Consider the following 25,601-nt stretch of genomic DNA (forward strand, 5'->3'; position numbering starts at 1 on the left):
GCTCCCCTGAACGCCTTGTGGTACTTGGGCAGCTTATTTGGTTTGGCCCCTTTCTTGTGAGGCCCGTCACTCCATCCTTGACGGAATTTCGAAGCTGGCCGCGACATTTTTCCCGGGCTTCTTAATTTGTGACTAGTATCACAATCAATGTCAGGTGCATTGATATAATGATCGCGAAACGTTAAATTTTAAATAACAGGAGGACTTGTCATGAGTCAAAATATTAAAACCACCGTTAACGCCACGGAGTACCCGCCGCAATTAAAGCATAAAACGATTTTTGCAGCATTCAACGATTTGCAGCCGGGAGAAGCCATGCTGCTGGTAAACGATCACGATCCCGTGCCGTTGCGTTTTCAATTCGAAGCTATGCATGCCGGACAATTCACTTGGGAGTATCTTGAGCAAGGTCCCGAAACCTTCCAGGTCAAAATAGGCAAAAACGAATAAACCAAACCAAGGGGGCGTTGTTCATGGCAACCATTGCGGTAATTGATGAAAAAACCATCAAAATATCCGTGGATCTTGAAGATGCTCTAAGCATGATCGCAGAGGCTGAGAGCAATCTGGAACAGTATGCCGCTGAGATTCTCATGATCGCAGAAAAAATGCCGGAATTTCAATATACCTACTTCTGCTTCTATGCGTACGACACGGCGATGTTGTTCGAGAAAATGCTGGGGATCGATCCGAAACAGTACTTGTCATTTTCGTTGGATGCACCCGATTCGTTCTTTTATACGCTGTATGGAGGCATGAAAGGACTAAGCGGCATGGCCCGCCTGTCAAGCGTTCTGACGGCGGAGCATACCGGAATGGAGGTGAACCAGGGATGACCACTGACAATCATGCCGGAGCCGGTATTGTGGAGTTGGATGTGCGCCCGCAACTACGGTCGGGCGAGGAACCGTTCACCATTATCATGGATACGTTTAATGCATTGCAACCGGGCGAAACCTTCGTTTTGCATGCCATCATGAAGCCGGTCCCGCTGATCCCCAAACTCGAAGCCAGGGGTTACGAAAGCACCTGTGAGCAGGTGAGCGGAGACCATTGGATCGTAACGTTTGTTCCAAAAAACAACTAAGAAGAATATTAGCCTAATATAAACGACCGCTCCCTGGCTACACACAGGGAGCGGTCGTTTTTTTAGTTGCCTGATTGCTTCGCCAACGCCTTTGGCACATAGGCGCAGTATGGATCGCTCTGCAGGTAATCGCCGGTCACGGCATATGCTCTTGCCCTTGAGCCACCGCAAAGCTGTTTGAATTCGCAGACCCCGCATTTTCCTTTCAACAGCGACTTATTCCGCAGCTCCTGAAGCACCGGCGAGTTCCTGTATATTTGGGGCAGGGATGATTCCCTGACATTTCCGCAGCTAACCGGCAAAAAACCGCTCGGATAAACATCTCCGACATGGCTGATAAACACAAATCCGTCCCCGTCGTTTACTCCTTTAGGCGAGCGCCCGAGCACATCGGCCCTTTTCACCGGCTCGCTTACCTGCCCATGCACGGCGCTGGCGGCATCCCGCTTTTTCTGTTGCATAAAGACTCGGCGGTAATGCGGCGCCTCCGTCGCCTTGACGCCGTAAGGCATTTCCCCTTGCAATCGCGCCAGCCATTCCATGACCCGCTCATGCTCTTCCGGAGAAATCATATCGCCGACCATGCCTCTTCCCGTGGGTACGAGAAAAAATACGCTCCACAGGACGGCGCCCATGTCCTTCACTTTGTCAGCGATCCGCGGCAGGTCGTCCAGATTGTAGCGGGACACCGTCGTATTGATCTGGATTGGAATCTCCAGTTCATGCAAATAATCGATGCCCCGCATCGTCATTTGATAGGAACCCGGAGTGCCGCGGAAATGGTCGTGAATCTCCGCCGTCGAACCATCCAGGCTGAAGGCCCAGCGGGACAAGCCGACTTCCTTTGCCTTTTGCACGGCAGAGAACGTCACTCTAGGGGTTGCGCTCGGCGTCATGGATACCGGCAGCCCTTTCTCGTGAATCGCATACTTAGCCAACTCAAATAAATCCGGACGCATCAAGGGATCTCCGCCGGTAAAAACAAACAGGGGCCGATCCATGTCGGCGATATCGTCAATCAGCTTTTTGCCTTCTTCCAAGGTCAACTGGCGCGGGTCGGGATGATACTGCGCCTCGGCCCGGCAATGAAGGCATTTCAATGCGCAGGCCCGGGTAACCTCCCAAATGACGATAAACGGATTTTTATGATAATCGCGTTCCTGACTGAAATCAGGTTTCATTCCGATCCACTCCCCGCAATCGTATTTAATATATTTTCAGCGGCCTGTTGTCCCTGACGAATACAGTCCGGAATTCCAACGCCATCGTAACCGGCACCGCAGAGCTGTATTCCCGGTTTTGCCTTGTCCAGCTTCGCGCGCAGCTTCTGCATTTCACCCACATGGCCTACCGGATACTGCGGCATCGATTGCGGAAGCCGGGCCAACTCGCAAAACAGCGGTTTTGCCGTGATCCCCATCAAGTCGCGAAGCTCCCCGGCAACCTTCGCCTTCAGCTCCTCATCCGACATGGCGGTCCACCGTTGATCCCCCAGACGTCCGATGTAGGTCCGAAGGAGAACTTTCCCTTCGGGAGCCGTATGCAGCCATTTGGACGACGTCCAGGTACAGGCCGTTATTCCCCTTCCTTCGCTGCGGGGTATCAGGAAGCCTGAGCCTTTTAAGTCATGGGGCACTTCTTCCTTGCGGAAAGTAAATGCCGCATTGGCTACGGAGACATAATGTATTTGCTTCAAATAAGCGGCCTCGGGAACATCACACAGCAGATCCGCTGCCGCGAACGCAGGTGCTGCGATAATCACTCGATCGGCCTTCAGCCGCTCACCGTCTCCGAGCAGCAGCTCATAGCCTTTATGGCTTGGGGTTAAAGAGCGTACCGCGGTCCCCGTGATCAGTCTCTCGCTTTGCAGCGATTTGGTTAAAGCATCGATCAGTACGCTTAAGCCTCCTTTAAACGTAAGAAACATGCTTGTCTGCGCCGGATCCGGCAAACGGGCAGGCGCAGAAGGCTTAGGAGCAGACTTTTTGCTTGCGAGAAGACCTAAAATCAGACTGCGGTACTTATGTTCCATATCTTGAAATTGAGGAAATGTTGCCCTCAAACTAAGCTGCGCGGTATCGCCGGCATAAATTCCTGCAAGCAACGGCTCGGTCATGTGCTCAAGCACTTCCTTGCCCAAACGGCGCTGAATGAAGCCCCCGAGGGACTCGTCCTCCGTGCTCCGTCTGGCGGGAAGCAGCAAGTCCATGGCCGCCCGCGCTTTGCCGAGCGGAGACAGCAGTCCGGTCTTCATCATCGGCCACATTTGGGTGGGAATACCCAGCATCAATCCGGGCGGCATCGCGTGAAGCTTCCGCCGATGTAGAATGTAATTTTTCTTGGCCGCCGGGTTAGTTCCCGCAAGCAAATCCCGTAGCCCGAGATCGCTTGCCAATTCCAGGGCGGACATCTTGCGGGCAAGGAAGGAATCCGGCCCCTGTTCAATCGTAAAACCGTCCCGGACCAAGGACTGTACTTTTCCCCCGAGCCGGGGATTTTGTTCGATGACTGTTATCGAGACGTCGATCCCTCGCTCCCGGCATAATTTCCGGGTATAGTATGCCGCGCTTAAGCCGGAAATACCTCCTCCGATGACTGCAACAGATTTAGTCACACCGGGCGTCCTCCTCAACAAGTGGTTTCACGTTATCATATCCCCTTTTTTATTGCCCTCTTATGACTGGGGTCACTCCGAATTCGTCACATTTAAGATAGAATTGTCAAAAAAAAAAGCAGGGGGAACCATATGGCTAACGATCATTGTCAAATTAAAAACACATTAAACGGCGCGGAACTACTCATCGAATGTTTGCTTAAAGAACAGGTCGACACCATATTCGGTTATCCCGGAGGAGCGGTCATTCCGATTTACGACGCGCTCTATGATTGCTCCGATATCCGTCATATTTTAACCCGACACGAGCAGGCCGCCGTTCATGCAGCCGACGGCTATGCCCGGGTAACCGGGCGTCCGGGGGTTGCTCTGGTGACATCCGGACCGGGAGCCACCAATGCGGTAACGGGAATCGCCAACGCATTCATGGATTCGGTTCCGCTCGTAGTTTTGACCGGACAGGTTTCTACCGATTTGATCGGTCGCGACAGCTTTCAGGAAGTAAATATTTTTGGCATGACGATGGATGTGACCAAGCATAATTACGTCGTTATGGATGTGGAAGAATTGCCCCGGATCATCAAGGAGGCTTTCCATATCGCTTCGTCGGGAAGACCCGGACCGGTGCTGATCGATTTACCGAAAAATATCATGAACGCCAAAACGACGCTCGGACCTCTCCAGGAAATTTCAATTCGCGGCTATCAACCGGCTACGGAAATTGATGATGAGACGATCGCCCTGATTGCCAGCCGCCTTTCCGCCGCAGAACGTCCCGTCATTCTGGCCGGCGGGGGTGTCGTTTCTTCCGGTTCGGCCGAATGGCTCCGGACCCTGGCCGAAAGCGCGGGGATTCCGGTCGTCAGCACGCTGATGGGCATCGGGGGTTTTCCTTCCGATCATCCCCTCTATCTCGGCATGTTAGGCATGCACGGTACCTATGCGGCCAACCGGGCCGTTCATCATGCGGATGTGCTTCTGTCGCTCGGCGCCAGATTTAACGACCGTCTCTCCGGTAAAATCAAGTCATTCTCTCCGGAATCCTGGAAGGTCCATGTCGATATTGATGATGCGGAGCTCGGTAAAAACATTCCCGTCGACCTTGCTGTCCACGGAAACATTCAGGATTTATTGCAAAAATTAATTCCGCTTACCGGCAAGCTCACCGCTCAACCGTGGGCCATGGAAACGAGCCGTTGGCAAAGAAAAGTGCCTCACTTCACGGCGGAACCGGGCACCTTGTCCCCGCAGGAGGTCATCCAGCTGTTGAACAAATTCACGGAAGGGAACTCGGTCGTGGCAACCGATGTAGGCCAGCATCAAATCTGGACGGCCCACCATTACAAATTTAAGCATACCCGTTCTTTCCTGACCTCAGGCGGACTCGGAACGATGGGCTTCGGATTCCCGGCGGCTATAGGTGCCGCTATCGCGGGGAATGGCGATCCGGTCATCTGCGTTACGGGGGACGGTAGCTTTCAGATGAATTTACAAGAATTGATGACCGCGGTAGACTATCAGCTTCCTGTAAAAATAGTCATCTTGAATAACGGATATCTTGGGATGGTACGACAGTGGCAGCAATTATTTTATAAACGCCGCTACTCTTCCGTCCAGATTTCATCTCCCGATTATGTTGCTTTCGCTGCGTCCTACGGCGTAGCCGGTCTGCGGGCTTCGACACTCTCCGAGGCCGAATTCATTATCCGGCAGAGCCTGGAAATTCCGGGACCCGTCTTAATGGAGTTCAACGTTAAAGAAGAACAGAACGTCTATCCGATGGTCCCGCCGGGAGAAAGCAATGACCGGATGATTATGAACTGAAAAACAACCGGTATTCACGCATAAAAAGGCTGTCTCAATAGCCATTGTCCGGCTTTCGAGACAGCCTTTTTGCTGTTTCCCGCTATCTTTCTGCTACATGCTCTGGCCCTGCTTGCCTTCCTCGGACCACTTATTTTGCCATTCCCGCAGCTTCGCCCGGCGGACCGCGTCCAGCGACCGCTGTTTTTCTTCATTCACGCCCAGGATGAAATGCAAGTGAGCCCCGATCACCAGGAAAGCAAAGGCAGCCCAAACCATGCCAAACAGAGAGACCCATCCGGCCCCGGGTTCAAAAGAAATCATAGGCAGCGCGTACACCAGCATCGCCAGCGCCAAGATCAAATACACGACATGCTTTAATTTGCTCTTTTTTTTCACGGTCTTCATATATTCCGCAGCTCCTTCGTCTTCGAATCTATATTTCTATTCTATGAGGGCTGTCCGAAAAATATGAGACTATATCGTGAGATTACATCTGCGGGCCGTATAAATGCTGCAAACTGTCCGTAATGATTTTGTTCACGTCCTGAATAATGACGCTGAGCCGTCTTTCGGCATCAAACAAGCGGCGGATATTCAAGTTCATGCTGAGTACCTCGAACAGCTTTTCCATTTTCTCCATTTCTTCCGGCGAAGGCATTTCTCCGGTCATCATTTGCTGCTGCAGCTCGTTTTGACGGATGCGGAAATCGTCAAGCATCCGCTTGCTCTCGGGATCGGCGTCAACCAGCTTCATCGCCGCGGTAATTTCCGCAACCTCCGTGCTTTCCTTAAGCGCTTTTGCCAGTTCGTTTGCTTTATCGTAAATATTCAATAGGTTCATCCTCCAAATAAATTAGTTTGCAAAACCGTGTTATCCCATCCACAGCATCAGCAGCGACTGGAATAAACCGATAATTCCGCCGAGAAGCACCCCCAGCCAGGTAATGGCACGAAACTCCTTGCCGGATAAGCTCAAGATCACTTCTTCCAGCCGTTCGACCGGAAACTTCTGCACCTGTTCCTGCACCAGCTTCGGCAGTTGAAGGGCCTTCATCACCGTCGGAACTCCTTTGCTTACCACGGAGATAAGCCGTTCGGAGACAGCCGGAAGCGCCTCGACCGCCCGTGCCTTCCAAGGGTCGACCAGCGAGGAGACCCGAAGCCGTTCGGCTGCCCCGATCCATTGTTCCAACGGTAAGCCGTTCATTTTATCGGACAGCCACTCCGTTGCCGGAACTCCGGCCACCAGCTCAATCAGTTCGGAAGCCGGCTTTTCGCCGAACGTTTCCAGTCTGCCCTGAATCGCGTTCGTAATCTTGCGTTTGGCTTCCTCGCCTTGCAGCGCCCGTACCAAAGTCGGCGTCAGCTTGCGGACCAGTTTATCCTCGTCCATGAAGATCGCGGCCATCGTGCCAAGGAATCCGCCGGCTTTATCCGCCATATCCCCTGCCATCTTGGTCAGCATACGCTGTCCTTCAGCTGACAGGAGCTCCTCTTCAACCGCCCGCAGCACCGCATCCGCGGCCGCGCCGCTCCAGCGCAAGCGATTCTCTTCATTCCAGCCGGGAACCAGATCCTTCAATGACCGGTCCCCCCAGCCGAGGTCGTTCCACAGCAGGCTTAGCCCCCGGTCCGCCACTGATCTGCCAGTATTGGCGAGCCGTGATTTAACCTCTTCCCAGCGCTCCGGCTCCCAGATCATCAATGCTGCTTCTTTTAACGTCAGCTCGCTTTCTCCCAACCGGACAAGCAGGTTCTCCAAATATTGTTCCCCCTGCTTTTTAAAAGCCGGACGAGTCACTAACTCTTGGATTCCTTCCGTCGTGACCAGGTAGTCCGCCACAACCGTTCCTAGCGACTCAGCGATATCTTCCCGACGTTTCGGAATCAGCCCCGGCGTAAACGGAACGTGAAACTTTCCGATATACACCGGATTTCTGGGGTGGAACAGCATCTTAATCGCAAAATGATTCGTTACTCCGCCAACAAAGGCGGCCACAGACACGCTGACCAAAATATAAAGCCAATCGGCCACCTCGTAAACCCTCCTTTAAACCACGGCTAAAACCCTTAGGTCCAACTTAAAAAAGCTTTCTTTCAACGATGAAAACATCCGCCATAAAGTCCGCTTCCGTACAATCAAATTGGAAATGGGTTAATCACCAAGGATTCTATGTCCTCATATGATGCATTACATGCGCTTATGCAGATGACCTTTTGGCATCCAAGACATCAAGCTTAAGCTTGGAAGGAGATCCGCTTCATGCCCTCCAAAAAATTAAAAATTCAGATCATGAGCCCGAATTTGCTGGAAAAAGATGATCTCGTTATCGGAGAACAGCTGGTGAAACAGTGGAGAATTCCCGTGCACTATCCGCTGAAGCTCGTCTTCGGATCATTCCGGCAGACCGTGCGGGTCGTACCGTTGTCCAGATTCGACGGAATTCGGATCAGTCAGGAGCTTGCAGAAAAAATGGGCGTACTGCCACGCTCCATGCTGCGGCTCACCTTCCGTCCCCACTCAACCACCCTTCAGCTCGGGCCTCTGGTCGGCGTGCTGATCAGCCGGGATCTCCCGGGATCCTCGGAACGGCCCTTCGGGCCGATTACCCAGTTCTGCAAGGAGCTCGTAAACGCCTGTCAGCATCAAGGGGCGTACGTTTATTTTTTCACGCCGGATCATATCGGTTCAAGTTCAAGCAAGTTGTCGGCCTGGGTCTATGGCGAAGGATGGAAGCAGATCCAGGTACCGGCTGCAGATGTGTTCTACAACCGGCTGACTTCGCGCAAATTAGAGAACAAACCTAGCGTACAGCATTTCTTAAAGGAAGTAAAATCCCGGTACGGGAGCCACTTTTTCAATGAAAAATTTCTCGACAAAACGGAAGTGTTCGACGCTCTTGAACGCGATGCCGCCGTATCGAGGTATTTACCGGAATCCCACCCCTTCCGTAACTTTCTTACACTAAAAACGATGTGCGCCAAACATCCCGTCGTCTTTCTTAAACCGATCAAAGGAAGTCTGGGTAAAGGAATCATCCGGGTATCCAGATTGGAAGGAGGCACCTACCAGACCTTAACCGCCCAGGTGGGCGGAACGCGGCGGCAAACTTATCCGAGCCTCGCCAAGCTGTTCTCCTCCCTCTCCGGCAAAATGAAAACGACCCGGTTCCAGATCCAGCAAGGATTGACCTTGATTCAGGCGGATCGCAGGCCGGTCGATTTTCGCGCGCTTGTTCAAAAGAACCGGGCGGGAAACTGGAACGTAACCTCGATCGTCGCACGAACCGCCGGAAGCCAGCATTTCGTGTCTAATCTCGCCAGAGGAGGTTCGCTCAGTACCGTTAAGGAAGCTATCGGACGAAGCTCGCTGCCCGCGGGGATTAAAGGAAAAATCCCGCTGCGTCTCAGAAAAGCCGCACTCGATATCGCTGTGGGCGTAGACAGTCAAATTCCTTCCCATTTCGGAGAACTGGGCATCGATCTTGCCCTCGATACATCCGGGCGGATCTGGTTGCTGGAGGTCAATTCCAAACCGTCCAAGAATGACAACACCCCGATCGGAGGCGGAAAAATCCGTCCTTCCGTCAAACAGGTGATTGAATACGCCCGCTATTTGTCCGGCTTTTGAGGAGGGAAGTCATGATCAACAAAGGTTCAAAGGGTGTACTCGGCATTATGGTCGGCGAAAGCAGTGAACCCGTACCGTTTGCGGAGCCGGGATTTTGCCGCAAGTTGTGCCTGATCGGCAGCAAGCGGGGGTTGACCGTTTATGTATTTTGCCCGTCATATCTCCGACCGGGAAGGGACACCATCCCCGGCTACTGTTATGAAAACGGCGGTTGGCATCAGCGGCTGTTTCCTCCTCCGGATATTGTCTACGACCGCTGCTTCACTCATGACCGCAATAGGCAGCAGCGAAAAAAGCAAGCGCTAGCCCTTTTATCGGAAACTCATCCCTTCCTGTACTTGACCCGGGGTTTGACGGGAAAATGGCGCGTTTACCAGGTACTCCGGAAATTTCCGGAGATCGCGATTCATTTGCCGGAATCCGTGCCTTATGAAAGCCCCACCCAATTGGCAGATTGGCTGGAGTCGCACCAAGGCGAAGTCTTTCTTAAGCCGCAAAACGGAACGCACGGCAAGCGGACCTTGCACGTAAAAGTGCCGAGAACAGGGGACGGACTAAGGATCGCGGGCCGTGACAGCCGTAACGGCATGCTGAGGCATCGCTTCGCCACCCGCAAAGAAGGCCTCGAATGGATCGACAAGTTTACGGGAAATCGTCCTTTTCTAATGCAGCCATATCTGGAGCTCAGCACCTCTCAGGGCGAACCCTTCGACGTCCGGGTCCTGATGCAGAAGAACGAAACAGGGTCATGGGAATTAACCGGAATGGCGGTAAGGGTCGGTCCGAAACACGCACTCACCTCGAATCTGCATGGCGGCGGAGCCGCTCACAAGGCATTGCCTTTTCTGAGCCGGGAACTCGGGGTAACCGCAGCCGGAAACGCCCTGTCCATGATCACCAAATTGTCACTGGAAATCCCGGGCTCGCTGGAATCCCATTTTGGCCGCCTTGCCGAGCTCGGAATCGACTACGGAATCGACCGGCGGGGAAAGGTGTGGGTGCTGGAGGTGAACTCCAAGCCCGGCCGTTCGTCCTTTTTCCGGATCGGCGACTACAGAAGCGCCAGAAAATCATTGGAAAATCCGATCCTCTATGCGCGCTATTTGCTGCTGAGCAAACCTTGAATGAGGCATGGAAGACTTTTTTAGGAGGAAAAATTCATGAGTTTGACTTTTTGCAACGTTCATTTCACGCAGCAGCCCCAAAGGGTCGTCTACGTGTCCGGCTCTTTGATGAAGAATTTGAAGCTGTCGGGGAAAAAGTCGGTTCACCTCAGATTCGGCGGCGAACGCATTCCCGCCGCAGTCAAACCCATCAACAAAGCGGGAAAGCATCTCTATCTCGGCTCCGGCATCCGGAAAGAAATTAAAATTCCGAAAGCGGGCGGCGTCTTTTTACGCAGTCTCCAGGAAGGTGAAGTGCAGATCGGCCCGCTCATCGGCGTGCTGTCGGATGGACCGACCACTTCGGCCTCCAACCCCTTCGGCTCCCGGACCGGCTTTATCAAGCAATTGCTGAGATACGGCAGCAAACAATCCTATATTTTCGCCTTTACTCCCCGGGATATCCATTGGGAAAACGAGACCGTCAACGGCTACTTTCTTAATGAAGCAGGTAACTTTATGAGAAAGAAAGTCCCCCTGCCGGATGTGGTTTACAATCGTCTCCCCAGCCGGCGGGCAGAAACGACATCATCCATCACCCAGCTCAGAGAGCGGTTCATCCGGCGGAGAATTCCGTTCTTCAACTGGAGTTTTTTCAATAAATCCGATATTTACCGCATGCTTGAAAAAGACACTTTGGTAGGCAGGTACGTACCGGAATCGATCATGAGCCCGACGCCCGAACAAATCAAGGATTTGCTGGACCGGCATTCGCTGATCTATTACAAGCCGAACAGCGGCAGTCTGGGCAATGGCATTTACCGCCTGTCCCGCATTCCCAAAAGCGGATACTATGCCAGATACCGTAAAAGCGGCAAAAACGCACTGCTTCGATTCGGCACCTTTGCTAGCCTGATGCGGACGCTGCAAGCCAGACACGGCCGCTCTTTGCGGGGATACGTCGCCCAGCAGGGCATCCGGCTGATTGAAATCGACGGTTGCCCCATCGACTTCCGTTTTCATATGCACAAGAACGGAAGAAACCAATGGGTCGTTGTAGGAATCGGAGCTAAAAAGGCGGGAAAAGGCAGCGTCACAACCCATCTTAAAAACGGAGGATCGCTGTTGACGCCGGATCAAGCTCTGGCCCGGGCATTCGGCTCAAGGGCGGACGAAGTGCTGAAAAGCGCCAAAGGCGTCGCCATTACACTCGCCGAAGCCATCGAATCGCATCATCAGCATCTGATCGGCGAAATCGGCTTTGACATCGGTATCGACATGGATGAAAAAATCTGGATGTTTGAAGCCAACGCCAAGCCTGGCCGGTCCATTTTCAAGCATCCCTCGCTGCGTGCGGAAGGGAGAGCCTCCGTTGAGCACATTCTGGAGCACTGTTTATATTTGAGTAAATTCCGGAGGAGGGAGTCCTGATGAGCCAGATTTCAGGCGATCAGAAGCCCATCGTCGCCGTTCTGACCGTCGACGACGAATGGACGCAGTTCCGGGGAAATCGGGCTAACTTCCGGGATATCGTGAGGATGGGCAGAGAACTGGACTTTCCGGTCTATGTGGTCACCGCCAAAGATTTGAAGCTTTCCGCCAAAAAAATACAGGGCTATTTATATAACCCCGAAGAAAAGCTGTGGAAAAAGCAATGGTGCCCGCTGCCTCAAGTCATTTACAACCGGATCCCCCAGCGCGAGGATGAAAGAAGACCTTCCGTTCGGCGCAAAATCGACGAATGCATCAAGCATGGCAGCATTCAGTTGTTCAACCCCTACTTTTTCAATAAGTGGACCCTGTTTGACTGGCTCAAAAAAAATCGCACCACCAAAGCACTCGTTCCGGACACGAAAAGACTGCGCTCGGCGAAAACGCTTCTGCCCATGCTTCAGGAGTATGGGAGCCTGTATCTGAAACCGGAAAGTGGCAAGGCAGGGAAAGGCATCATGCTGCTCCAGTATGAAGAAGACGAGAAAAAACCTTTCCGCCTCACGATCCAGGGAACACGACGTAGGAATGTCGTCTATCGAACCGGCAATCCCCCTTTGCTCTGGAAACGGATCAGGGCCGAGACCGGCAACGTTCCTTACATTATGCAGGAAGGCATTAACCTTGCTTCATTTAAAGGCCGTCATTTTGACATCAGAATGCTTGTGCAGAAAACAGGCAAAGGGATTTGGACGGTAACCGGGGTCGGTGCGCGGCTGGCCGGATGGCGGAGGATCACCACCCACGTTCCGCAAGGTGGCAGTGTCGAAGATCCCGAAAAGCTGATGACTCCGGCGTTCGGGCAGGAAATGACGGCATTTTTGATGAGCAAGCTGAAATCTAGCGGCCTGTTAATCGCAAAGCAGATTGAAAAGGGCTCGGGTTATACCCTCGGCGAAATGTCGATGGATCTCGGAGTGGATACGGATGGGAAGATCTGGTTCTTCGAAGCAAACGCCAAGCCGATGAAATTCGATGAGCCTCATATCCGCAAAAAATCACTGGAACGCATTTTCCAGTTTAGTCAATATTTATACCGGCAGGGCAAGGAATAGCCCGGTAGAGAGGTGAGTCCTGCATGAAAATTACGGCATGGCAATCCTGCGACCCAGCAGCCTGGGCAATGCAGCATGCGGAAATCTTGGACTTTGTGCAGAGGTACGGCCGGAAGAAGATTTCCGCCGCGACATACCGGGCGCTGATGAAGCTTACCTGCAGGGAACTGATCATGCCCGGCTCCTCCCTCCTGCTCGCCACCCTCCAGGCGGAGGACGGCCCCCGGACCGCCGGGATTTCCTGCGTGAGTGACTATGGCCGCGGCATCAGTCTCGTTGTCGTTCATCCGTTGTACCGGGGCCAAGGCCTTGGCTCGGAACTGTTGAACCGGCAGTTTTCGTCTCTCGGAAAACTGACCTGCCGGGTATCTCCGAGCAATTTATCCAGTTTGCAGATGTGTTTTCGCGCGGGCTTCAGCGCAAGCCGGCTGCTGAAGCCGCACGGCGGCCGGGCCGAGCTTGTGCTGGAGAAATACCAAAGCGGGGCGCAGGAAGCTGCATCTCCACCGGATCACGATTTTGCCATCCATTCCTTGCAAAGAAGGTGAACCCTGTTGGCACAGCCAGTTCTGGGCATTCTGACTTTATATTTAAACGATAAAAAACAACTGGAAGAGCGGCATATTTATCAGAGAATGATTAAAGAGGGCCAGACTCTCGGTCTCGATGTTTTTGTGTTCACTCCGATGGATGTGGATGACAATAGAGGCCTGATACATGCTCTAATTTATGATCCGAAGCAAAAGAAATGGTCCCGCAAATGGCGCAAGTTTCCCCATCTTATTTTCGACCGCTGCCGAATTCAGCGCAGCAAGCGGTTCGAGCAGTTGCTACGATTCCGGTCCCGGTACAGCAATCTTACTTATTTAAATCGGCCGCTGCGCAACAAATGGACGATATATCAAACCTTGAACCGAAAAGCGGCGTTCCGTAAACATCAACCCGCAACGGTATTATTTCAGAATAGCGGCGATGTATTCCATCTATTGAAAAATTACCCTTCCGTCTACGTCAAACCGATTAACGGCACCGGGGGGCGGGGAATTCTCCGGGTAGAAAGACTGGGCGGCGACATGTTCCTCATTCAGGGACGAAAACAGAACCGGCAGATCATCCCCGCCCAAAAGCTGCATAAATCCCGGCTTGGCGCGTTTCTGTTAAGCTGGAAGGGAAGCGGCCGCTTCCTTGCGCAGCAAGGAATACAAATCAAGCTGCCGAGCGGCCGGGTGGCCGACTACCGGATGCTTGTGCAGAAAAACGGACACGGGCAGTGGGAAGTAACCGGCTGTGCCGGCCGGATCGGACCTGTTCGAAGCGTCACCTCCAATCTTCACGGCGGGGGCAAGGCCGTTACGATGAACGCGTTGCTTGCACAGGTTACTTCGAGCGAGGAGAAGCGCTCCGAAATCCGCCGTTCCGCCGAAAAACTGAGCTTGGAAATCGCCGCGTATCTCGAATCCACCTTCGGGGCCTTATGTGAGCTGGCACTGGATCTGGCGATCGAAAAAAACGGCCGGGTATACGTTCTGGAAGTTAACCCCAAGCCCGCCAGAGAGGTGTTTATCAAGACGGGAGATACGGAATCGTACCGTCGTGCGATCATCAAGCCTTTGGAATATGCCATGTGGATGTATAAACGCGATGCCAAACGCGAAAGCAAGCGAGAAGATAAACGAGAAGATAAACATGAAGATAAACGCGAAGCCGCCCCTTCCTCTTAGCGAGGAGGAGCGGCTTCAGTGATTCAAAGGCTTATTCGGCGCCTTGCGACTGGTCAAAGAGCCCGGGAAGCTCATTGAAAGAAGTGATCAATATATCTGAACCGGCCAGCTCTTTGCCTTGTCCAAAACCGGCATAAGCGCAGCCGACCACGGTCTGACCGTTCTTCTTGCCCGCTTCCACATCCGATGAGCGGTCCCCGACCATCCAGGCACTGGAAATGCCGTGGTTGTCCATCAGGAGACGGACAAGATCGACTTTGGAAGCAGTCAGATACTCGCCTGCACTGTAGATTTCTTCAAATAGCGGAGAGATCAAGTGGGTTTCGGCGACGCCTTTTACGTAATGCTCCAATCCGTTGCTTGCGACGAACAGCCTGACTCCCCGGTCTCTTAGTTGCTCCAGCGTTTCTTTGACGCCCGGATACAATTCCGTGGTGTATTGTTTAAGCCCGGCCAGTTCCAGCTCAAGGAGCAGTTCATCCGCCCGGCGGTGCACGGCTTCGCTAGAGTCAGGAATGACCTTTCTCCAGATATCTTCCAGCAGCATTCCGAGACAGCTCAGCATCAATTCTTCGGGTGGCGTATCCCCGACATACAATTTCTCTTCCCTGAGCCGGTCAAACAGCTCGTGATAAGCAGGGATGAGCAGCGTCTCTGTCTTGAAAAGGGTTCCGTCCATGTCGAATATCATCGCTTCCGGTTTTTTCAGCTTAGCCTGGGTAGTCTCCATCTCCACAATCCTTCCTGTCTGTATTTATAGCCCATGATATGCCAAACCAACCCCTTTGTAAACCAGTCAGCGGGTTGGACGGGTTTGCCATTTTTCAGAGTGTCCTTTACAATTACGTTGAATTAAACGCAAATGCAACCGTAGGGAGAAGGACGTAAACATGAGCAAAAAAATAGTAGCCATAGACATGGATGACACGATCTGCCATTTGATTCCGAAAGCGATCCAATATCACAATATGATGTATCCCGATCTTCCCTTGACTATGGAGCAGATTGTCAGCTTCGACCTAAGCGGCATTTGGCATCCAAGCTGCTCGGACGATATTTTTTTCGGAAGACCGGGATTATATGAAGAATTGGAGCTCTTTGATGAATACACGGTCGATGAGGTACAGAGAATGACTGCCGACTACGATGTCATTATCGTGACCGCGGCGCGTCCGTCATCGGTTCCGGAAAAGTGGAGATGGTTGCAAATGCACCTGCCGTTCATCCCCTTCGAGAACTTTTTTGTCGCCAAGCGCAAATATCTGCTTGATTTCGATCTTTTAATCGATGACGGACCGCACAATCTGATCGCCGCCAAAGAAGCGGGCAAGCAGACGATTATGATTCCCCGCCCGTGGAATGCGCCAGTCCAGCAGGACTTTATTCTGAAAGATTCCTGGAAGGGCATGAACGAACTGGTGCGGCAAATTCTGACTTGATTGCAAAAGTGCCTCACTTTTACTTTTTGAAATGATATGGAACCGTAGTTACGATCAAATCTCTCCGGTACAGCAAAAAGGCGCGAATCAGCAAACTGGATTGGTTATGCAGGGCATTATGCCATCGTTTCTTCGGAATGAATTGGGGAATCAGCACGGTCACCCGGAAATTCATTTCCTTGGCCTTATGCTCCACCGTATCGATAAACTTCGTCAGCGGCTGGATAATGCTCCGGTATTGGGAATACAGCGTGACCAGCCTGATTTCGGGGTGCCACTGGTTCCATTTTTCTTCAAATTGCTTCTCCGCTTCTTTATCGAACGCCACATATACCGCGATGATCTGATCGGGTGACAACGATTTCGCGTAGTTCAGCGTATTCTCCACTACATGCGTAATTCCCGCTACAGGGATCACCATTACATTCCCTTCGATCGCTAAAGGCGGCTCGCATGTAGTTATCCGCAATTGATCTCCTACAGCTTCATAATGACGGTTGATTTTGTGAAAAATGTATACGATCGCCGGCAAAAAGATTAGCGCAGGCCAGACTTGCGGAAATTTCGTAATAAAGAAAATCATCATGACGGTAAAGCTGATTAAAGCGCCGACCGCATTAATCGTTAATTTCAATCCCCAGCCTGACGGTTTTTCCCGAAACCATTTTACGAGCATACCGGTTTGCGCCAACGTAAACGGAATAAATACGCCAACCGCATAGAGAGGAATCAGATGCTCTGTCTGTCCTTTAAAAACGATGATAAGCAGAATGGAGGCCACCGCCAAAAAAACGATCCCGTTGGAATAACCGAGGCGGTCACCCCGAACGGTGAACATACGGGCTATATATTTGTCTTTCGCCAGGTTCACGGCCAAGAGCGGAAATGCCGAGTATCCCGTATTGGCAGCCAGCACCAGAATCATCGCGGTTATCCCCTGAATCGTATAGTACATAAAGCCCCGGCCGAATGTAGCTGAAGCGATTTGGGATACGACGGTTTCCTCCGCTTTAGGCGAAATCCCGTAATAATAGGCCAGCCATACGATTCCCGTAAATAAAAGCGCCAGCAGCACGCCCATCGCAGCTAATGTTTTGGAAGCATTCTTGGGGGCCGGGTCCTTGAAATTAGGAATCGCGTTGGAAATCGCCTCAACCCCGGTCAAGGCCGAACTCCCTGAGGCGAATGCCCGCAAGAGCAGGAACAGCGTAAGTCCTGTCACAGGCGTACCGATCGGGGAATGTAAGTTGGCCGGAACTTCACCCACCGCAATTTGATAAAGACCCGCTCCGATCGTAATAAATATGACAAGCACGAACAAGTAAACCGGATAAGCCAGAATAGAAGCCGATTCGGTGATTCCGCGCAAATTAAGAACCGTGATAACCACTACTAAAAGGCATGCAATGAGTACATTATAGGAATGCAACGACGGAAAAGCCGAGGTAATGGCATCCGTACCTGCGGAAATGCTGACCGCAACGGTTAAAATGTAATCCACCAGCAGCGCACCGCCTGCTAAAAGTCCGGAGTTTACTCCCAAATTTTCCTTGGAAACGACGTAAGCTCCTCCGCCGTGAGGATACGCATAAATCACTTGTCTGTAGGATAAGACCAGAGCCACCAGCAGCACCAGAATTCCCACGGCAATCGGAATGGAGTACCAGTAGGCTGCCGCGCCGATCGTCATCAAGACGAGCAGAATCTGCTCCGGTCCGTAGGCTACGGAGGACAAGGCATCCGATGAAAGGATGGCCAGGGCTTTCGTTTTGTTTAGTTTTTGTTCGCCAAGTGCGGTTGACTTCAGCGGCTGACCGATGAGCACTCTCTTGATTATCGAAAACATAGCTGCAACACCACCGTGCTTTATTTTTTGCAAATACAAAGGCTGTTTATGAATTAATAATATTGGCAATTCGTCATATTAAACCCGAATCGGCAAATAGCGGTAACGGGCTATTCGAATATGATTCAACAGAGCCAGTCATGCAGGAGTTTGGCAAACCCTGGGGCTTTTTGCACAGCAAAAAACCACAGAGGCACGACCCCCTGCGGTCCATGGTTACTTACATGGGCACAGTATCATCCTCTCTCGGACTACGCTTACGAGGTTAGCTGTCGGATTAGGGTGGCGAGAGTCACCCCTCCGCAGCATGTTCTGCAGGACATGCTGCGGATTCACCCCCTACCGTTCGTTTAGGCTGCTATTGCCTGGACGCCCGGCATTCGGTTCCCCCGCTTTCCCGCGATACGGGAAATTCAGCGAATCAAGAATATAAAATCCAAGAGTGAATATTACGCCTGCTCTCATTTTCTGTAAATCCCTGAATTTGCCTCAAAACGCGTTTTTCCGGGTTTGATAGGAGAATAAAACGCTTACTTTCATCACTTTCATTTATTATCATGGATTATTGAGTCCGGATAACTAATCTTATATAGGATTTATAGACAACAAAAAAAGCCGGCTTCCATTCATCGGAAACCGGCCTGTCCTTGCATTATTTTTTCAAACAATCTGCTTCAGCTTATTCACCGTTCAAGCGATACCCGCCATGAAATACCGGTCCCACATACTCGTTAAAGGCATAACCCGAAGAGATGGCAGCCGTGACGAATTTTTTCGCCTTGACCACGGCTTCTTTCACGGATAATCCGCCGGCCAAGCCACCGGTAACCGCCGCGGCAAACGTGCAGCCTGCCCCATGATTATAGGCCGGTTCGATCTTTTCCGTCTCCAGGATCACAAATTCCTCGCCGTCATAGAACAGGTCGATGGCTTTTTCGCCTTCCAAAGCTTTACCGCCTTTAATGACTACGTTTGCTGCACCGCGCTCATGGATGACTTTTGCGGCTTCCTTCATCTCGTCGACGGAAGTAAGGCGGCCCAAACCGGACAATACGCCGGCTTCAAACAGATTCGGCGTAACGACCTTGGCGAGTGGTACCAACAAATCGCGAATCGCATCGGCGCTCTCGGGATTCAACACTTCGTCTTCGCCTTTGCAGACCATAACGGGGTCGATTACCACATTTTTCTGGTCATGCTGACGAATGCATTTTTCAACGACTTCAATGATGGCTACGCTGCCCAGCATCCCCGTCTTCATCGCATCGACGGGACCGCCCGCAAATACGGTTTTCAGTTGCTCGGCAACCAGAGCGGCATCCACCGGATAAACGCTATGGTGCCATCCGCGGTCCGGGTCCATCGTTACAATGGTCGTCAGCGCGCTAAGCCCGTATGTACCGTATTCCTCAAAAGTTTTCAAATCCGCCTGGATCCCGGCGCCTCCGCTGGAATCGCTTCCGGCAATCGTTAATGTTTTTAGTATGGTTGGCATAGTTTATACTCCTTTGCAAAAAACTTAACAAGCTTCCGGCCTCTATTGTAGCATTATTTTCAGAAAGTCAGTGGATTATTTAACGGGATTTTTCATCGCCAAGTTTTGCTAGCGTTTTACAGCTCCAATCCATTCTCCAGCTTGCCTAGCGCTTCTTCAAGCAGCCTGGAAAAATCCGCGTCCGGATTTTCGGCGTAATGAAGCATCACCGAGATATTTACGCCAACAACGGCTCCGGCAAGCGTGCGAATCGTCAGATCGTCGGAATCGCGGCCGACTCGTTTGGCCACCATTTCCGCAATCAAATGCATCATCTGGGTCATCCCGTTCACCGTTGCCGACCAAAGCTCCGGAATTGCGATCACAAGCTGATTTCGTTCCCGCATGGTCCTCAGTTCGTCTTCCGACATTCTGGCAATTTCCGAAACCATGGCGTTTTTCAACGCTCGAAGCGGACTTAACCCGGAAGGCTGCTCTTCAAAAGCACGAATAAGCAGCGGGTCATAATTATCGCGCGTCAAAACATCTTCTTTCCCCGAAAAGTAACGAAAAAAAGTGCTGTAAGAGATTTCGGCCGCTTCGGCAATTTGCTCCACCGTAGTTGCTTTGTATCCCTGCTCACGGAACAGCCTCATCGCGTGTTTTTGTACTTCTGCCATCGCTTTTGCTTTTTTGCGTTCGCGTAACCCACCGCCTGGTTTGCTGTTTGTCGTTATGGCCCCCACCTCAATTCGGCTTAACTCTGATTCTGATCTCTCAAACCTTCTGTAATCTACAGATTATCACTCCGCAAGTATTTGGACAATGCCCCGCCCTCCGTCAACGAGAACCCGATCCCCGGTTTTCAGCATGGTGGTGGCGCTCCCGCATCCCACTACGGCAGGGATCCCGAGTTCTCTCGCCACGATGGCCGCATGTGACAGCGGTGCGCCGATATTGGTAACAATTGCCGCTGCTTTCGGAAACAACAGCGTCCACCCGATATTCAACGTGGAGGCCACCAATATTTCACCGGGCTGCAGTTGGCTTCCTTCATCCGGATGTTCTAGCACGCGAACATTGCCTTTAATCCGTCCCGCGGCGCCGGCAAACCCCTTCAGGCTGTCTCCTTGAACATGAGCCATCGGCAGCAAGGCATCGAAATAATCGCTTTTGCGAAGCGGTTCCTTCGCCCAGGCAAAAGGGTCAAACCTCCCGCGGATCACGGACGGAAATGCAGGCAATGTCCGGTACTTGGCATAAGCTTCCTTCCTGGCGGACAGATGTTTCTCCGCTATCAAAGACCCTCCCGACAGCCAAGCCAAAATTTCATCGATATACCAGAAGAAAATATCCTCGCCTATTCCCGCCATTTCTCCAACCTTCAAGGCGAACTGACGGTTGATCCGAAAGGTTCTCGTCCATTCCGATCGGACAGCCTCACGCAATTTCGGGCCTTCCGAGGCCGACGCCAATTTCCGGATCATCCGGTTTGCCGTTCGGGGATGGCTTTGCTCAAATCGCTCCCAAGCTTCTTGACTCTGAATATAACGACTCTTTAAAAGATGATCGCCATCTATCGGACTCGCCGTGGATTGAGCAATTTGCTCAGCCAGCCAAGCCGGGTGTTCTCCCGCTGCGGCGATCGACAATTCAAATTCATGCGGACCGCGATGACCGTATTTTTCCACATATTGCTCCGGGCTTAGTTCGCCTTTTATCACCTTGGAGATCCCAAGAAGCGGACCCAGGCTTTCCAGTTCGGATGACCCGCTCCCGTAAGAAAGAATATAACTCGCCTCTTCCTCACCCACAAGTTTGCCGAGCCTGACTTGAAGTTTTTCATATTTCTGCAATTGCCGTGACGGGGCTTCGAGAGCATACCACATCGCATTGACGTTGTATGGCCATAGCCTGCGATTCCACAGGTCAACCAATTGTGTCCGGGTTTTGACCCCCGAGATTTCCTCAATTACCCGCTCGCACCATGCCGGAGTTTCTTGCAAAAACTGCGGAGCATGCCGAACCGCTGCTTTGTTTTTTTTCAGTTGATTGAAAAACTTGGCCCCCAAGACCCTAATTAATTCCCGTCTTGAGAATGGAAACAAGGGAATCTCGATCTCCTCGGGAATGTTTCCGAATACCCGGCTCATTTTGCGCAACATCGTTCTCGGAGGAAATCCAAAAGCCGCAAACATAGAAAGCGGACGGCTAATATTGGAGTACACTCTGCCGCAAATATTACCCGACATCACATAGTGTCCCGGAAGCAAACTGTGTTCCTCATCCAGCAAACGAAGAAGGGACCAGCTTAATGGAGTTATGACATCGGAAATCGATTCTCCGACATTCGTATTGATCCAAAGGTCATCGCCCGCCAAAGAGTCGTTGATTTCGTAAGCATCACGGCTGCCGATGCCGAGCGTAGTAATCGGTCGCGCTTGCAAAATATGCAATTTTCCGTCTGTAACCGCCCATTCGATATCTTGGGGATTTCCCAATTCAGCTTCCAGCCTGGAGGCAAGTTTATATAACCGAAGGGCATATTTTTTGAATGCTCCAGGACCCGAATACTTCCCATTAGGCCGAATGAGCGAGAAGGTTTCGGCATTGCTTTCGCCGGATACCAACTGCTCCCCCGCTCCGTACACGAAATTCCCCTGCATCGTTTTTCTGCTGCCCGTAATGGCGTCAACGGTAAATAAAACGCCTGAAATTTCAGAATCGATCATGAGCTGCACTACTATAGCGATCTCGTGAGCGGAATTAACGCCTTGGACCGAACTGTAAATTTGAACCCTTTCGGACTGCGCGGAGAGATATACCGTGTGAATGGACTTTAAAATATCTTCATCTGTCTTGTTATTCAAAACAGTCTCAAATTCTCCGGCAAAAGAGGCTTCGGCCGAATCCTCGCTCAATCCTGAAGATCGGACGGCAAATCTGGCGCTTTTGTGTTTCTTCCTGAGCAAATTTAACCGGGACTGGATCCCGGCCCACGCCAGTTCATTCAACCTTCCTTCTTCAAACGCCGCAGGCAGAATGACGAACCCTTCAGGCACGGGATATCCCGCACAATACATCATGGAGAGCATACCTCCTTTCCCTCCTGCCGCAGTCCGAAACTCTGGGCTCATTTCCCCGAAACCGATAACCATTTCTTTCATCCCTCTCATTCCTCCCAATAGCAAAGTTTGTTCACTTTATTTCTTCTGGTTTCTCCAAAATAAGAAATTAAGTATATTTTGATACTCAATTTCAAATTATACATTATTCCAAATATTCAATTTCGTCAATCCGTTCCTTGGCAAAGGAAAAAGCATGGAGGCTATCCTCCATGCTTTTTAACAGAGCTTTTCCGTGCCGTTCACAAGCCGATCTATCGCTGTACGATTTGATTTGCCCCCGCATCGATTCGTTCCTGGGATGCGTTGAAGCATTTCTTGCAGACTTTCAAAGCCTGACCGGAACTGCTCATCTTCGTGTAAAGCAGTTTAATCCGCGTGCTTTTGCACACCGGGCATGTGCCGCGGCCCCTGGAGGGAAGGATCCACAATGCTTTTCCGCGTTTCGATTTTGACATAAGAGACCACCTTCATTTCAATATGGCGATAAAATGCTATCGCTTCTCAGCTCCGTACTCTAAAAGAACTTCTTATGTTCGCGGTCGTCCTTCAATATTTCCACCGATTCACGGAAGCGCAGGGAGTGAACGATTTCGCGCTCGCGCAGGAACTTGAGGCTATCCTGCAGGTCGACGTCGTCCGTCATGTCAATCAGCCACTGGTATGTAGCCCGCGCTTTTTCTTCCGCCGCGATGTCTTCATACAGATCGGCGATCGGATCGCCCTTGGCCTGGATGTAAGCGGCGGTGAAGGGAACTCCCGAAGCATTCTCATAGAAGAGCGCCCGGTCATGGGCCACATAATGGCTGTCCAGCCCGGCGGCCTTGAGTTCTTCCACAGTAGCGTCTTTTGTCAGTTTATAGACCATGGTTGCTATCATCTCAAGATGCGCCAATTCTTCGGTAGCAATATCATTAAGAACACCGATCACTTTATCCGGGATTGTGTACCGCTGATTCATATAACGAAGGGCAGCCGCCAATTCGCCGTCCGCACCACCGTACTGCTCCATTAACAGCTTCGCCATATGGATATCGCATTTGCCGACCCGAACCGGGTATTGCAGCTTTTTCTCATAGATCCACATTGCTTCGTAGTTACCTCCTTTAGCTCTTTAAGTGCAGACGGCAGGTTGTTATACCTGCCATGGCCATGGGGCTTGCGACCATTCCCATGGAAACTTGGAATAGGCGCGTCCGAAATTTTGCAGCGGTCCGTAGAGTTGCTGAAAATGATTTGCCAAATGCGTCCGTTCCTGGGTTAATTGGTTGAATTGCTGGATCGCAGCCAAATCGTCCGGATGGGTATCGAGAAAGAGGTTCAGCTCGACAAGCACGAAATCCAGCGCCTGAAGCTTCTCCAACAACGCGTAGTACTCCGGATCGCAATGCGGTTTGGATGTGGAACTCATTTCATCACCGTCCTTTTCCCCATCTGGATTCATAGGGACTGTACAAAGCGGGCCACAACGTGCCATGTCTCAAAGCTTCCTGCGGAGTGAACTGGGGCCAATTCGGCGGCTGAAAGCAAATAAACAACTGCGGAGGTGTGCTGAATGTTTTGCAAGTTATGGGAGGGCATGGATCGCATGGGCCGATAAATGGAGCATAAGATTGCTCATTCGGAAAATTCAATCTGGGTTCCTCCTTCTAAGGGATTCCATTGCTGCACGGGACAACTAGGTCCCCTGCATCCTCATCATTAACATATGACGTTCGCCCAGAATATGAACCCGATTTCTTGTGAACAAACCGAAAAAAACGTCAATCCTTGTGGGTACAAGGATTGACGTTTATATACTTCCTGCCTGTTTAATGGTTACACTCCCGGCTCAAATTCCTGGGTTTTGTTATCAGCGACATTCTCTTTGCTGATTTTTACCCGGGTAATCCGCAATCGGCCGGATTCGGCCACTTCGAAGATCACATTGCCGAAGGGCTTCTTCTTCCCTTTAGCCGGGGCCCCCTCCAGTTCCTTGAACAGCCAGCCGCCGACGGAATCGACCTCATCGTCTTCGATATCGATGCCCATCAGGTCATTCACATCTTCAAGCAGCATCCTGCCGTCTACGGAATATACGCCTTCGCCCAGTTTTTCGACTTCCGGGCGCTCATCTTCAAACTCGTCATGTAGGTCGCCGACGATCTCCTCGAGAATCACCTCGACCGTCAACAATCCCGCCGTACCGCCGTATTCATCGACTACGAGCGTCAGTTGGGAATGCTTCTTCTGCATCAGGCGAAGCACATGGCTGACTTCCATCGATTCCGGCACATTCAGGATCGGGCGGACCATGTCAGCCAGATTCAGCGGACGTCCGCCCTCCGGAAGCAGCAGGTCCGTGATGTGGACGAAACCGATAATCTGGTCCTTATCCTCCACCGCTACCGGGTAGCGGGAATGTTTTGTTTCCGCTACGATTTTCATATTTTCTTCCCAGGTCAAATTGGTGTACAGACAGTCCATATCCGTCCGCGGAAGCATGACTTCCCGGGCAAGCATGTCGGAGAAATCAAAAATATTGTCCATCAGCTTCATTTCATCTTTGTCGATGACCCCGCTCTTGGCGCTTTGATTCATCAGGATGCGTATTTCCTCCTCCGAGTGCGCCGCTTCCCCTTCACCTGCCGGCTCGATGCCGATCAAACGAAGCATGCCGTTCGCTGCCGAATTGAGCAGCCAGATCACCGGCAGAAACAACCTGTAAAAGAACAGAAGCGGAGCGGAAAGCCAAAGCGAAGTCGCTTCGGATTTCTGAATCGCCAAAGATTTTGGAGCGAGCTCGCCGATGACAATATGCAAAAACGTGATGATCGCAAATCCGATCGCTACGGATACCGTTGAGATCAACGTGGGGTCGGTCACGCCCATTTTAAGCATAAGCGGTTCTATGAGCAGTTCCGACACCGCCGGTTCCCCGACCCAACCGAGTCCAAGGGAGGCGAGTGTAATACCCAGCTGGGTCGCCGACAGATAGGCATCCAGCCGTTTGTTTACCCGCAATGCGTAAACGGCGCGTTTATTCCCTTCGCTGACGAGCTGGGTCAGCCTGGATTGCCGGACCTTGACGAGCGAAAACTCCGCGGCAACGAAGAAGCCGTTCAAGAAAACCAAAACGAATACGATGAATAAATTAATGGCCAATTTGCCAAATTCAAAGTCAGTATGAGCGTTGGCGATGGCGTAGTGCATGTAAAGTGCGCCTTCTT

General features: G+C 51.6%; 26 protein-coding genes and 1 riboswitch. Of the genes, 11 read left to right on the forward strand and 15 right to left on the reverse strand.

Features of this window, described 5'->3' with window-relative positions; all coding sequences use genetic code 11:
• The first annotated feature begins 210 nt into the window (after positions 1-210).
• The 3 genes from ACLB09_RS10575 to ACLB09_RS10585 are packed head-to-tail and all read left to right on the forward strand — an operon-like array spanning position 211 to position 1,087.
• Positions 211-450, forward strand: coding sequence for a DUF2249 domain-containing protein (locus ACLB09_RS10575; RefSeq protein ID WP_410769776.1), 240 nt, complete (start codon positions 211-213; stop codon positions 448-450).
• A gap of 23 nt (positions 451-473) precedes the next feature.
• A complete protein-coding gene (locus ACLB09_RS10580; RefSeq protein WP_410769777.1) occupies positions 474-836 on the forward strand; it encodes a hypothetical protein in 363 nt (120 codons plus the stop codon).
• Entirely contained in the window at positions 833-1,087 is a 255-nt protein-coding gene (locus ACLB09_RS10585) for a DUF2249 domain-containing protein (RefSeq protein WP_410769778.1), read from the forward strand. Before ACLB09_RS10580 ends, ACLB09_RS10585 begins: the two co-directional genes overlap by 4 nt.
• 62 nt (positions 1,088-1,149) lie before the next feature.
• On the opposite strand, the gene ACLB09_RS10590 is transcribed toward ACLB09_RS10585, so the two are convergent.
• Both ACLB09_RS10590 and hemG read right to left on the reverse strand, forming a co-directional pair.
• On the reverse strand, positions 1,150-2,268 hold the full coding sequence (locus ACLB09_RS10590; protein WP_410769779.1) for a TIGR04053 family radical SAM/SPASM domain-containing protein: 1,119 nt from the start codon (positions 2,266-2,268) through the stop codon (positions 1,150-1,152).
• The gene (gene hemG, locus ACLB09_RS10595; protein ID WP_410769780.1) at positions 2,265-3,701 is read right to left on the reverse strand and encodes a protoporphyrinogen oxidase; all 1,437 of its coding nucleotides are present in this window, start codon (positions 3,699-3,701) and stop codon (positions 2,265-2,267) included. The genes ACLB09_RS10590 and hemG overlap by 4 nt, the downstream gene beginning before the upstream one ends.
• A 132-nt stretch (positions 3,702-3,833) precedes the next feature.
• Here hemG and ilvB point away from each other — a divergent pair, with 132 nt between their 5' ends.
• Positions 3,834-5,525: a biosynthetic-type acetolactate synthase large subunit gene (gene ilvB / locus ACLB09_RS10600; RefSeq protein ID WP_410769781.1), complete on the forward strand. Its 1,692-nt coding sequence runs from the start codon at positions 3,834-3,836 to the stop codon at positions 5,523-5,525.
• A 93-nt stretch (positions 5,526-5,618) separates the two neighbouring features.
• On the opposite strand, the gene ACLB09_RS10605 is transcribed toward ilvB, so the two are convergent.
• From ACLB09_RS10605 to ACLB09_RS10615, 3 genes are all read right to left on the reverse strand, one after another.
• A complete protein-coding gene (locus ACLB09_RS10605) occupies positions 5,619-5,912 on the reverse strand; it encodes a hypothetical protein (protein ID WP_410769782.1) in 294 nt (97 codons plus the stop codon).
• A gap of 82 nt (positions 5,913-5,994) precedes the next feature.
• The gene (locus ACLB09_RS10610; protein WP_410769783.1) at positions 5,995-6,339 is read right to left on the reverse strand and encodes a YlbF/YmcA family competence regulator; all 345 of its coding nucleotides are present in this window, start codon (positions 6,337-6,339) and stop codon (positions 5,995-5,997) included.
• Between the two features lie 39 nt (positions 6,340-6,378).
• Positions 6,379-7,542 carry a DUF445 family protein gene (locus ACLB09_RS10615; protein WP_410769784.1) on the reverse strand — a complete coding sequence of 388 codons (1,164 nt, stop codon included), beginning with the start codon at positions 7,540-7,542 and terminating at the stop codon, positions 6,379-6,381.
• Positions 7,543-7,770: 228 nt separating this feature from the next.
• Here ACLB09_RS10615 and ACLB09_RS10620 point away from each other — a divergent pair, with 228 nt between their 5' ends.
• The 6 genes from ACLB09_RS10620 to ACLB09_RS10645 are packed head-to-tail and all read left to right on the forward strand — an operon-like array spanning position 7,771 to position 14,508.
• Positions 7,771-9,138, forward strand: coding sequence for a YheC/YheD family endospore coat-associated protein (locus tag ACLB09_RS10620; RefSeq protein ID WP_410769785.1), 1,368 nt, complete (start codon positions 7,771-7,773; stop codon positions 9,136-9,138).
• A gap of 11 nt (positions 9,139-9,149) precedes the next feature.
• Positions 9,150-10,262 (forward strand): YheC/YheD family endospore coat-associated protein, encoded by a 1,113-nt coding sequence (locus ACLB09_RS10625; protein WP_410769786.1) that lies wholly within the window; start codon positions 9,150-9,152, stop codon positions 10,260-10,262.
• A 36-nt stretch (positions 10,263-10,298) separates the two neighbouring features.
• A complete protein-coding gene (locus tag ACLB09_RS10630) occupies positions 10,299-11,672 on the forward strand; it encodes a YheC/YheD family endospore coat-associated protein (RefSeq protein WP_410769787.1) in 1,374 nt (457 codons plus the stop codon).
• Positions 11,672-12,787, forward strand: coding sequence for a YheC/YheD family endospore coat-associated protein (locus tag ACLB09_RS10635; RefSeq protein ID WP_410769788.1), 1,116 nt, complete (start codon positions 11,672-11,674; stop codon positions 12,785-12,787). Before ACLB09_RS10630 ends, ACLB09_RS10635 begins: the two co-directional genes overlap by 1 nt.
• 23 nt (positions 12,788-12,810) lie before the next feature.
• On the forward strand, positions 12,811-13,335 hold the full coding sequence (locus tag ACLB09_RS10640; RefSeq protein WP_410769789.1) for a GNAT family N-acetyltransferase: 525 nt from the start codon (positions 12,811-12,813) through the stop codon (positions 13,333-13,335).
• 6 nt (positions 13,336-13,341) lie between these two features.
• Positions 13,342-14,508: a YheC/YheD family endospore coat-associated protein gene (locus tag ACLB09_RS10645; RefSeq protein WP_410769790.1), complete on the forward strand. Its 1,167-nt coding sequence runs from the start codon at positions 13,342-13,344 to the stop codon at positions 14,506-14,508.
• Positions 14,509-14,539: 31 nt separating this feature from the next.
• On the opposite strand, the gene ACLB09_RS10650 is transcribed toward ACLB09_RS10645, so the two are convergent.
• Positions 14,540-15,238: an HAD family hydrolase gene (locus tag ACLB09_RS10650; protein ID WP_410769791.1), complete on the reverse strand. Its 699-nt coding sequence runs from the start codon at positions 15,236-15,238 to the stop codon at positions 14,540-14,542.
• Positions 15,239-15,398: 160 nt separating this feature from the next.
• On the opposite strand from ACLB09_RS10650, the gene ACLB09_RS10655 reads away from it, so the two are divergent.
• On the forward strand, positions 15,399-15,947 hold the full coding sequence (locus tag ACLB09_RS10655; RefSeq protein ID WP_410769792.1) for a 5' nucleotidase, NT5C type: 549 nt from the start codon (positions 15,399-15,401) through the stop codon (positions 15,945-15,947).
• 19 nt (positions 15,948-15,966) lie between these two features.
• Here ACLB09_RS10655 and ACLB09_RS10660 read toward each other — a convergent pair whose 3' ends face one another.
• The 9 genes from ACLB09_RS10660 to ACLB09_RS10700 all read right to left on the reverse strand — a co-directional run bounded on the left by ACLB09_RS10660 (position 15,967) and on the right by ACLB09_RS10700 (position 25,584).
• Entirely contained in the window at positions 15,967-17,793 is a 1,827-nt protein-coding gene (locus tag ACLB09_RS10660; protein WP_410769793.1) for an APC family permease, read from the reverse strand.
• Positions 17,794-18,031: 238 nt separating this feature from the next.
• Positions 18,032-18,222, reverse strand: a riboswitch (cyclic di-AMP (ydaO/yuaA leader).
• Positions 18,223-18,472: 250 nt separating this feature from the next.
• Positions 18,473-19,288, reverse strand: coding sequence for a pyridoxine/pyridoxal/pyridoxamine kinase (pdxK, locus tag ACLB09_RS10665; RefSeq protein WP_410769794.1), 816 nt, complete (start codon positions 19,286-19,288; stop codon positions 18,473-18,475).
• Between the two features lie 116 nt (positions 19,289-19,404).
• A complete protein-coding gene (locus tag ACLB09_RS10670; RefSeq protein ID WP_410769795.1) occupies positions 19,405-19,947 on the reverse strand; it encodes an acyl-CoA-like ligand-binding transcription factor in 543 nt (180 codons plus the stop codon).
• A gap of 123 nt (positions 19,948-20,070) precedes the next feature.
• On the reverse strand, positions 20,071-22,434 hold the full coding sequence (locus ACLB09_RS10675) for a PEP/pyruvate-binding domain-containing protein (RefSeq protein ID WP_410769796.1): 2,364 nt from the start codon (positions 22,432-22,434) through the stop codon (positions 20,071-20,073).
• Positions 22,435-22,646: 212 nt separating this feature from the next.
• Positions 22,647-22,850 (reverse strand): hypothetical protein, encoded by a 204-nt coding sequence (locus ACLB09_RS10680; protein WP_410769797.1) that lies wholly within the window; start codon positions 22,848-22,850, stop codon positions 22,647-22,649.
• 59 nt (positions 22,851-22,909) lie between these two features.
• A complete protein-coding gene (locus ACLB09_RS10685; protein WP_114497993.1) occupies positions 22,910-23,479 on the reverse strand; it encodes a manganese catalase family protein in 570 nt (189 codons plus the stop codon).
• A 48-nt stretch (positions 23,480-23,527) separates the two neighbouring features.
• Positions 23,528-23,803, reverse strand: coding sequence for a spore coat protein CotJB (locus tag ACLB09_RS10690; protein ID WP_410769798.1), 276 nt, complete (start codon positions 23,801-23,803; stop codon positions 23,528-23,530).
• Positions 23,804-23,807: 4 nt separating this feature from the next.
• Positions 23,808-24,026: a spore coat associated protein CotJA gene (locus ACLB09_RS10695; RefSeq protein WP_410769799.1), complete on the reverse strand. Its 219-nt coding sequence runs from the start codon at positions 24,024-24,026 to the stop codon at positions 23,808-23,810.
• 184 nt (positions 24,027-24,210) lie between these two features.
• Positions 24,211-25,584: a hemolysin family protein gene (locus ACLB09_RS10700; RefSeq protein ID WP_410769800.1), complete on the reverse strand. Its 1,374-nt coding sequence runs from the start codon at positions 25,582-25,584 to the stop codon at positions 24,211-24,213.
• Between the last annotated feature and the right edge of the window lie 17 nt (positions 25,585-25,601).

The organism is Fontibacillus forbon (genome assembly GCF_046559655.1).
In the GTDB taxonomy this organism is placed as follows: domain Bacteria; phylum Bacillota; class Bacilli; order Paenibacillales; family Paenibacillaceae; genus Fontibacillus.

What these genes read in the sequence shown, in the direction of transcription:
- ACLB09_RS10675 (WP_410769796.1), bottom strand. Translation starts at nt 22,434, where the DNA reads ATGAAAGAAATGGTTATCGGTTTCGGGGAAATGAGCCCAGAGTTTCGG.
- pdxK (WP_410769794.1), bottom strand. Translation starts at nt 19,288, where the DNA reads ATGCCAACCATACTAAAAACATTAACGATTGCCGGAAGCGATTCCAGC.
- ACLB09_RS10690 (WP_410769798.1), bottom strand. Translation starts at nt 23,803, where the DNA reads ATGAGTTCCACATCCAAACCGCATTGCGATCCGGAGTACTACGCGTTG.
- ACLB09_RS10620 (WP_410769785.1), top strand. Translation starts at nt 7,771, where the DNA reads ATGCCCTCCAAAAAATTAAAAATTCAGATCATGAGCCCGAATTTGCTG.
- ACLB09_RS10605 (WP_410769782.1), bottom strand. Translation starts at nt 5,912, where the DNA reads ATGAAGACCGTGAAAAAAAAGAGCAAATTAAAGCATGTCGTGTATTTG.
- ACLB09_RS10630 (WP_410769787.1), top strand. Translation starts at nt 10,299, where the DNA reads ATGAGTTTGACTTTTTGCAACGTTCATTTCACGCAGCAGCCCCAAAGG.
- ACLB09_RS10700 (WP_410769800.1), bottom strand. Translation starts at nt 25,584, where the DNA reads ATGCACTACGCCATCGCCAACGCTCATACTGACTTTGAATTTGGCAAA.
- ACLB09_RS10655 (WP_410769792.1), top strand. Translation starts at nt 15,399, where the DNA reads ATGAGCAAAAAAATAGTAGCCATAGACATGGATGACACGATCTGCCAT.
- ACLB09_RS10635 (WP_410769788.1), top strand. Translation starts at nt 11,672, where the DNA reads ATGAGCCAGATTTCAGGCGATCAGAAGCCCATCGTCGCCGTTCTGACC.
- ACLB09_RS10660 (WP_410769793.1), bottom strand. Translation starts at nt 17,793, where the DNA reads ATGTTTTCGATAATCAAGAGAGTGCTCATCGGTCAGCCGCTGAAGTCA.
- ACLB09_RS10580 (WP_410769777.1), top strand. Translation starts at nt 474, where the DNA reads ATGGCAACCATTGCGGTAATTGATGAAAAAACCATCAAAATATCCGTG.
- ACLB09_RS10680 (WP_410769797.1), bottom strand. Translation starts at nt 22,850, where the DNA reads ATGTCAAAATCGAAACGCGGAAAAGCATTGTGGATCCTTCCCTCCAGG.
- ACLB09_RS10650 (WP_410769791.1), bottom strand. Translation starts at nt 15,238, where the DNA reads ATGGAGACTACCCAGGCTAAGCTGAAAAAACCGGAAGCGATGATATTC.
- ACLB09_RS10585 (WP_410769778.1), top strand. Translation starts at nt 833, where the DNA reads ATGACCACTGACAATCATGCCGGAGCCGGTATTGTGGAGTTGGATGTG.
- ACLB09_RS10575 (WP_410769776.1), top strand. Translation starts at nt 211, where the DNA reads ATGAGTCAAAATATTAAAACCACCGTTAACGCCACGGAGTACCCGCCG.
- ACLB09_RS10685 (WP_114497993.1), bottom strand. Translation starts at nt 23,479, where the DNA reads ATGTGGATCTATGAGAAAAAGCTGCAATACCCGGTTCGGGTCGGCAAA.
- ilvB (WP_410769781.1), top strand. Translation starts at nt 3,834, where the DNA reads ATGGCTAACGATCATTGTCAAATTAAAAACACATTAAACGGCGCGGAA.
- ACLB09_RS10640 (WP_410769789.1), top strand. Translation starts at nt 12,811, where the DNA reads ATGAAAATTACGGCATGGCAATCCTGCGACCCAGCAGCCTGGGCAATG.
- ACLB09_RS10670 (WP_410769795.1), bottom strand. Translation starts at nt 19,947, where the DNA reads ATGGCAGAAGTACAAAAACACGCGATGAGGCTGTTCCGTGAGCAGGGA.
- ACLB09_RS10590 (WP_410769779.1), bottom strand. Translation starts at nt 2,268, where the DNA reads ATGAAACCTGATTTCAGTCAGGAACGCGATTATCATAAAAATCCGTTT.
- ACLB09_RS10625 (WP_410769786.1), top strand. Translation starts at nt 9,150, where the DNA reads ATGATCAACAAAGGTTCAAAGGGTGTACTCGGCATTATGGTCGGCGAA.